Annotated in this window: 5 protein-coding genes and 2 pseudogenes; 2 read left to right on the forward strand and 5 right to left on the reverse strand. The window is 62.2% G+C overall.

From position 1 onward, the window contains the following. Positions 1-49 precede the first annotated feature (49 nt). From EEB19_RS21520 to EEB19_RS21535, 4 genes are all read right to left on the reverse strand, one after another. Positions 50-484 carry a hypothetical protein gene (locus EEB19_RS21520; RefSeq protein WP_187589362.1) on the reverse strand — a complete coding sequence of 145 codons (435 nt, stop codon included), beginning with the start codon at positions 482-484 and terminating at the stop codon, positions 50-52. 31 nt (positions 485-515) lie between these two features. Beyond that, positions 516-824 (reverse strand): IS3 family transposase, encoded by a 309-nt coding sequence (locus EEB19_RS26765; protein ID WP_005194694.1) that lies wholly within the window; start codon positions 822-824, stop codon positions 516-518. Between the two features lie 113 nt (positions 825-937). Beyond that, positions 938-3,961, reverse strand: a complete 3,024-nt coding sequence (locus EEB19_RS21530) for an RND family transporter (RefSeq protein ID WP_005194693.1) — start codon at positions 3,959-3,961, stop codon at positions 938-940. Positions 3,962-4,052: 91 nt separating this feature from the next. Then, positions 4,053-4,661: a TetR/AcrR family transcriptional regulator gene (locus EEB19_RS21535; RefSeq protein WP_005194691.1), complete on the reverse strand. Its 609-nt coding sequence runs from the start codon at positions 4,659-4,661 to the stop codon at positions 4,053-4,055. Positions 4,662-4,768: 107 nt separating this feature from the next. Between EEB19_RS21535 and EEB19_RS27075 the strand changes: the two are divergent. Together EEB19_RS27075 and EEB19_RS21540 are read left to right on the forward strand one after the other, a co-directional pair. Continuing rightward, positions 4,769-4,927 (forward strand): annotated as a pseudogene (locus EEB19_RS27075) (PaaI family thioesterase); the annotation flags it as partial. A 112-nt stretch (positions 4,928-5,039) separates the two neighbouring features. Beyond that, positions 5,040-6,053, forward strand: coding sequence for an IS481 family transposase (locus tag EEB19_RS21540; protein WP_187589363.1), 1,014 nt, complete (start codon positions 5,040-5,042; stop codon positions 6,051-6,053). A gap of 587 nt (positions 6,054-6,640) precedes the next feature. Here the strand turns inward: EEB19_RS21540 and EEB19_RS27080 are convergent. After that, positions 6,641-6,833: pseudogene (locus EEB19_RS27080) on the reverse strand (transposase); the annotation flags it as partial.

The following is a 6,833-nucleotide window of genomic DNA, read 5'->3' on the forward strand; positions in this document are numbered from 1 at the left end:
ACGGACCTCTGGATCGATCTTCTTCGGCATAACGCTCATCCTTCCTAACTCAGAAGGAAACGGCATCAAACCTAGGGTGATTCACGTCCTTGATTGCACACAGATAGAGCTTGCCCTCACGGGTGTGGTGTTCGGTGATACCAGTGAGCCACAACCGATGTGGCTCCTCGGCGGTGAAGTCGCGCTGGACCAGATCATCGTGGACTGGTGGTCCCGGTCGTCGGCCGTTACGACCTCGCTTCTTGCCGAACACCGACCACCAGGCGTTGTCGCGGCAGATCCGCCACGCGGTCCGCTCGGCCATCGACTCACCCACGGTGGCGGCTTCCCCGGCGAGGAATCGGTAGCCGAATTCCGGGTCCTCGCGGTGGGCATCGAACAGGGCATTCGCCCGATACGCCGCGGCCAGCTTGGCATTGGTGACCGGGCTGGCCAGCCACCGGTAGTAGGGCTGGCGCGAGAGCTGAAGTACCCGACACGACACGCGACGGCAATCCCGTCGGCGGCGAGCTCTTTCACGAGCGGGTACAGCCTTTTCCCGGCAGGTTCGCCTGCGATAGATACGCCGCCGCTCGACGCAGCACCTCGTTCTCCTGCTCAAGCAGGCGGATCCGCTTACGGGCCTCGCGCAGTTCAGCGGACTCGGTCGAGGTCACGCCAGGGCTGCGGCCCCCATCAATATTCGCGCGTCGCATCCACTTGTGCAGCGTCATCGGGTGCACACCGAAGTCGTTGGCGACCTGCTCGATCGTGACGCCTTCTCCACGATCACGAGCCACCCGGATCGCATCGTCTCGGAGCTCCTGGGGGTACGGCTTGGGCACAGCTACATCCTTCCCGACCGCCCGAAGGCAAGCCAGATCAGATGTCACCTATCCGTGCAGCAGTCCCTAGCGACAGTCCCGCGCGGATACTGGGGAACTAAACCAGGAGTGCGTTAAACGGTTTCGTTGTTCGGCCACCAGCTGGTTTTGCCTAGTAGTGTCGCGATGGCCGGCACGACGATGGTGCGCACTATAAAGGTGTCGAGCAGTAGTCCGATACCGATGATCAGTCCAACTTGGGTCATGATGGAGATCGAGCCAGCCATGAGGCCGAACATGCTGGCAGCGAAGATGAGGCCGGCCGAGGTGATGACCGATCCGGTGTTGGTGACGGTTCGTAGAACGCCGATTCGTATGTTGTTCTGGGATTCCTCGCGTAGGCGAGAGATGAGCAGCATGTTGTAGTCTGCGCCGACGGCGACGAGGACTATGAAAGCCAATAGCGGTACAGGCCAGGCGATCTCGGTTTTGAGGATGTGTTGGAAGATTAGGACGCCGATGCCCAGTGCCGCGGTGTAGTTGAGGACGACGGTTCCTAGGAGATACAGCGGTGCGATGAGTGCTCGGAGGAGAAGGATTAGGATCAGGCCGACGATGATGAGGGTTGCCAGTGCCAGGAGTTGAAAGTCGTCGGCGAGTAGGCGTTGCAGGTCGGCGTTGATGGCGGGGAATCCGGCGATTGCGATGTGGGAGTCCTCCAGGGTGGTGTTCGGTCTGGCGGCGTTTGCAACATCGGTGATGGTGTTGGTCAGTTGTATGGCTTCGGTGCTGTAGGGGTCGAAGCTGGTTTGTATTGCGTAGCGCACGGTATGGCCGTCGGGCGAGACGAATTGGCGAGCGACATCGACAAAGCGGCGGTCTGCGTTGGCTTGAGGTGGCAGGTAGAAGCCGGTCGCGGAGTCTGTTCCGGCGGTTTCGCGGGCGGAGGTTTGGAGTTGCGTGGCTAGGGTGGCCATCCCGGCTAGTTGCTGAAGGTTGCTGTCGATCAGCGCGGACACGCCGTCGGCGAGTTGTCGTGATCCTGCGGCGAGCTGACTCACGCCAGTTTGGAGTTGAGTGATCTTAGCGGGCAGGTCTTGGTTGTTGATGGTGCTCAGGGTGGAGTTGAGGGAGTTGACGGTTGCGGTGAGTTGGTCGGTGACCGTCGTGAGGGGTGTGTCTAGTTGTGCGAGTTGTGTTGACAGGGTGGTGATCTGGTCGAGCAGTCCACTCCCTAGTGTGGCGTTGAGGTCGCGAATCTGTGCGCGCAGGGTTGCGCACTGGGGGACTTGGGCGCACCAGGGCGCTGAGTCGAGGAGGGGTAGGATTGAGGTCACTGTTGTCAGCGCCGCGGATGTTTGGCGGGTCAGGGCGGCAAGTTGTGGGGCGTTCTGTGAGGCGCGGTCGAGTGCGGGCGCGGACGCGGCGAGCTGGCGCAGGAGTGGTTGGTACTGCTGGATTTGTTGACCGGCGGTGCTTGCTTGGGTGAGGATACCGGCGAGTGGCGTCAGGTTGAGGCGTAGCTGGGTGTCGAGTTGGGCCAGCCCGTCGGCGAGCTGGTTGGCACCGGAGCGCAACTGCTCGAGGTCGCCTTTTCGTTGCTGGCCGTCTGCGACGGCGCCTGCCACCTGGTCCCCGATCTGACCGTTCTGCCACGACAGCTCGGCCTGTTCGAGTTTGTCGCCGGTGGGGCGGGTGACGCCGATGACGCGAGTCACCCCGGGAATTTGGGATACCCGCGAAGCCATCTGCTCGAGGTCGGCAAGTCCGCTGGCGGTGCGTAGGTCGATCGGCGCATCCACCACAAGAAACTCAGCAACCGTCACATCTGTGGGGAAATGGCGGTCAAGCAGCGCATATCCCTGGTTGCTGTCGGTCGTCGCGGGTTGGCCCTGGCGGTCGTCATAGGTGATGTGGATACCCATCGCGATCGTGCTCAGCACGATCAGCCCCACCATCGTTATAGCGAGAAGGGGGACTGGGCGGCGGACGACAAGCACCGCCACGCGATTCCAGTACTTGCGCGTGAGGTCTCGTCGGGGGTTGCCCCAACCGAAGCGGGCTGCCCACTGCAGCACCGGCGGCAGCAAGGTGACAGTGGCGAGGAACCCGATGAGGATCGCGATCGCGCAGGCCGGACCCAAGGTGGAAAAGACGCTCAGTTCGCCGAACGCCATAGCCAGGAATGCCAGTGCCACCGTCGCCGCCGAGGCCAAGATGACCCGTCCGATCGTCGCTGTAGCGTCCACAAGAGCATCCGCGGTAGGCGCGCCTTGGCGCAACCGCTCGTGATAGCGGCTGATGAAAAAGACTGAGTAGTCCACCCCGGCCCCGAGCAGAATGACCGTCATGAATGCGACGGTGAACTGAGACACCGGCATTCCGAGCTCACCTAGTGCGGACAAGACGCCGCGGCCCACCCCAAGGCTGACACCAATCACCAGCAACGGCACCAGTGCTGTGAACAGCGATCGGTACACCACCAGCAAGATCAGGGCGATCAGCGCGACTGTGGCCAAAGTGATCACGACCAGGTCGCTCTCGGCACTCACGATCTGATCACTGAAGGTGGCTGCGGGTCCGGTGACATGAACCGCGGTACCAGTATCTTCAAACACCCGGCGTGCGGTTTCGCGGACGGTTTCCACCGCATGAGTCGCCGCCGGACCGCCCAGGGTCCCCGAGACCCCGACGGGCAGATACCAGGCCTTGCCATCCTCACTCAACGCCTGGCGGGCAGTGATCGGATCCGACAGCAAGTCACGAACCGATTGCACATCGTCAAAATTTTCACGGAGCTGTAGGACCAACGCGTCGTATCGCTCTCGCGTGACCTCTGTAAGCCCATTCGGGTTCTCCATGGTCACGAAGACAGTGGTCTTAGCGCCCTTTTCCCCGAATGCGCCACCCATTTGATCAAGAGCTTGAAAGGACGGAACCCCTGCAGGGATCGGATCTACCGATTGCTGCCGCACCACCGTCTCCAACTGAGGAAACAGCACCGCCAACACCACCCCGACAGCTATCCACACCCCGATGACCAGGGACTTGTGCGTCAAAGTGAACCGCGCGATTCGTCCCAACGTGGAGCTGTACTCGCTGCGCTCGACCAACGGCCGCCTTGCCAAGCGCTTGTCATCGGGACGATGGACCACCATACGCAGTACCTCACCAACTCATCTGGCCCACAGTGGAACCATCGGTAGCGCTACGCTACAAGTTGTAGCGTAAAAGTGGAAGGCGGTGAGGCTATGTAGGCGGGCGCCGCCTGTGCGCCGCAAGAAAGTCATCGACGAGGCGCTCGAGATCAGCGACATCCATCGCGCGAATCCCGGTGAGCTTGGCGAAGACCAGAGGGCCTGCCAGCTGAGTGATCGCCATGGTCAAGTCCGGATCGTCGAGTTCAGCGGCGGCCGCGCTACTTGTCAACACTCGATCAAAGGGTTCTCGGTACTGGTTGACTACGCGCATCCGCAACGGCCCCAATGCGTTTGGTTCTTCGCCAGGTTGCTTGGGAACCATTGCCAACCAAGCCAGTGTGGTCAACTGCAACGGAGCCTGTTCGATGAGAGCAGCCTGGCGTTGCATCAATGTGACCAGGTCATCGCGAATCGATTGCGAGGTTTCAGGGTTGTCCACCTGAGGCAACAACCGCTCGAAGGCTGCTGCCACCAGGTCCGTGGTGCTCTCAAAATGTCGATACAGCGTGGTGCGGGCTACGCGAGATAGCCGGGTTACAGCCTCCACGGTGACCGCTTCGACCCCACCGCTGCTGAGCAGGGTCGCGGCAGCATCCAACAACCGCGCCCGCGAGCGAACCCGCCTCGGGTCCACATCATCGATATCGGCGATCTCCACCCTTGCCACTTCCCGCTCCAGACCAACAGCACAAACGATACCGTCGGTAACAGAACGAAACTGCGAGTGCTCGAACACCGAACGAGGACCGCAGAGAGGACCACCCAATGGGCTTCGATCAGCGGCTACCAGCGCACTCGCCATCATGTATGGGATGTGGCAGCGACAACCCCAGCGGACTCCAGCTCGAGGTATACAGGCATGACGACCACGTCTACGCTGATCTAACCTTCGACGAACGCCAATCAGGAGCACCCGGCCTAGCTGTACCGACCCGGGACGTTAGGTACGGCGTTCGGCGAGTCGACGTGACATAGGGAAGACCTCCGAGTGAGGTGTGGAGCTGTCTAAGAACCGCTCCTCAACCCGGAGGTCTTCATGTCCCACCGTAATTCACCGCTGTCCCCGACTGGCCGGTTGCGTCTGGCTCGGTGTGTTGTGGACGACCGGTGGCCACTGCGCCGCGCAGCTGACCGGTTCAACGTGTCAGTCACCACGGCCAAGCGATGGGCGGATCGCTACCGCGACCACGGGCCGGCCGGAATGGGTGATCGGTCCAGCCGGCCCCGATCGTGTCCGCATCGCACCAGCCGGCGCCGGGAACGCCGGGTCGTCGGGTTACGCGTCTCCCGCCGCTGGGGGCCAGCCCGGATCGGATACCACCTGGGGTTGAACGTCTCCACGGTGCACCGCATCCTCACCCGCTACGGCTGCCTACGACTGTCGTGGATCGACCCGGCAACCGGGGCGCCGGTACGTGCCCGCAGACGCGAGATTCGCCGGTACGAACACCAAGCGCCCGGAGACTTGATCCACGTCGACATCAAAAAGCTCGGCAGAATCCCCGACGGCGGTGGACATCGCGTACACGGCCGCGCCCAGGGCACCCGCAACTCCAGTGCCCACCGCGAGCCTGGACGAACCCGCAAAGTTGCTGGCCGCCCCAACCTGGGGTACGCGTATCTGCATCACGCCGTCGACGACCACTCCCGCTACGCCTACTCCGAGATCCTCGCTGATGAGAAGAAGGAAACCGCGACCGCGTTCATGACTCGGGCGTTGGCGCACTTCGCCTCGATCGGTGTCACCACCGCGCGAGTGATGACCGACAACGGGTCGTGTTACCGGTCCCGCATATTTCGGGACTTGTTGCACGACAACAAGATCAAGCACAAGTGGACCAGACCGTACCGGCCGCAAACCAACGGCAAGGTCGAACGATTCAACCGGACCCTGCAGGAGGAATGGGCCTACGCCCGTCCCTACCTCAGTGAAACCGAACGCGTCGCGGCCTTCCCCGAGTTCCTTCGCATCTACAATCACGAACGCGGCCACACCGCACTCCGAGGCAACTCACCCGCTGTGGTTCCCCCGGAATCACATATTCTCTAGGTCAAGAGGATTGGGTAGCGTCTTGATCAGGTGGGTGCCGTTGGTCGCGTGGATCAACTCGCCGTCGATCCGCAGGCTGACCCGGCTGCCGGCCGTCACGACGCCGAGGGCGAGTTCATGTCCACGAACAATGACGATGCCGTCGCGGTTCGCGGTCCGGTCGATCTCGATAGCTCGCGGCCGATGGGTGGCGGTGGAGGTGTCGAACGCGGCTTGCGCCGGTCTGGGCCGGTCTGGGCCGGCCCGGGCGGGTGCCGCGGGCGCGGAGTCGTTGCAGGTCTGCGGTGGTCAGCTTCGACCGGACCGTCTTGATCACGATGTCGTCGCAGATGATGTACACGCTCGACAGGTCAGCCCACATCACGACACTGCGCTGCGCATAGTTTCTTTCCGACCCACACCTGTTGCACACCGGCAATAGTCACTACACCGGACGGCGGCACGACAGTGTCGAACTCAATGGCGGAACTCGACTGATCGGCCACGGTTGGAGCTGGCCGAACGACTTCGGCTTCCGGTCGGATCTCGGCACCAACAGGCTTGCTGGGCATGGTGTCGGGATCGGTGCTGCGACTGCGGAACACGCTGGCAGGGGTGGCCATGTTCAGCGACTGATGCGGTCTGCAGGTGTTGTAGGCGTGGACCCATTCGTCGATAGCCGTTTGCGCGGTCTCGATGGTGTCGAAGGCGCCAGTCTCGTCGAGAAGCTCCCGGCGCAATGTGCGATGGAATCGTTCGATTTTGCCGGTCGTGGTCGGTGACCGGCGTTTGGTCAACCGC

The sequence above is a fragment of the Gordonia sp. OPL2 genome (assembly GCF_003797825.1).
Classification (GTDB): Bacteria; Actinomycetota; Actinomycetes; order Mycobacteriales; family Mycobacteriaceae; genus Gordonia.

Excerpts from the sequence above, each read along its gene's own strand:
- EEB19_RS21530 (WP_005194693.1), bottom strand. The coding sequence starts at position 3,961 with ATGGTGGTCCATCGTCCCGATGACAAGCGCTTGGCAAGGCGGCCGTTG.
- EEB19_RS21540 (WP_187589363.1), top strand. The coding sequence starts at position 5,040 with ATGTCCCACCGTAATTCACCGCTGTCCCCGACTGGCCGGTTGCGTCTG.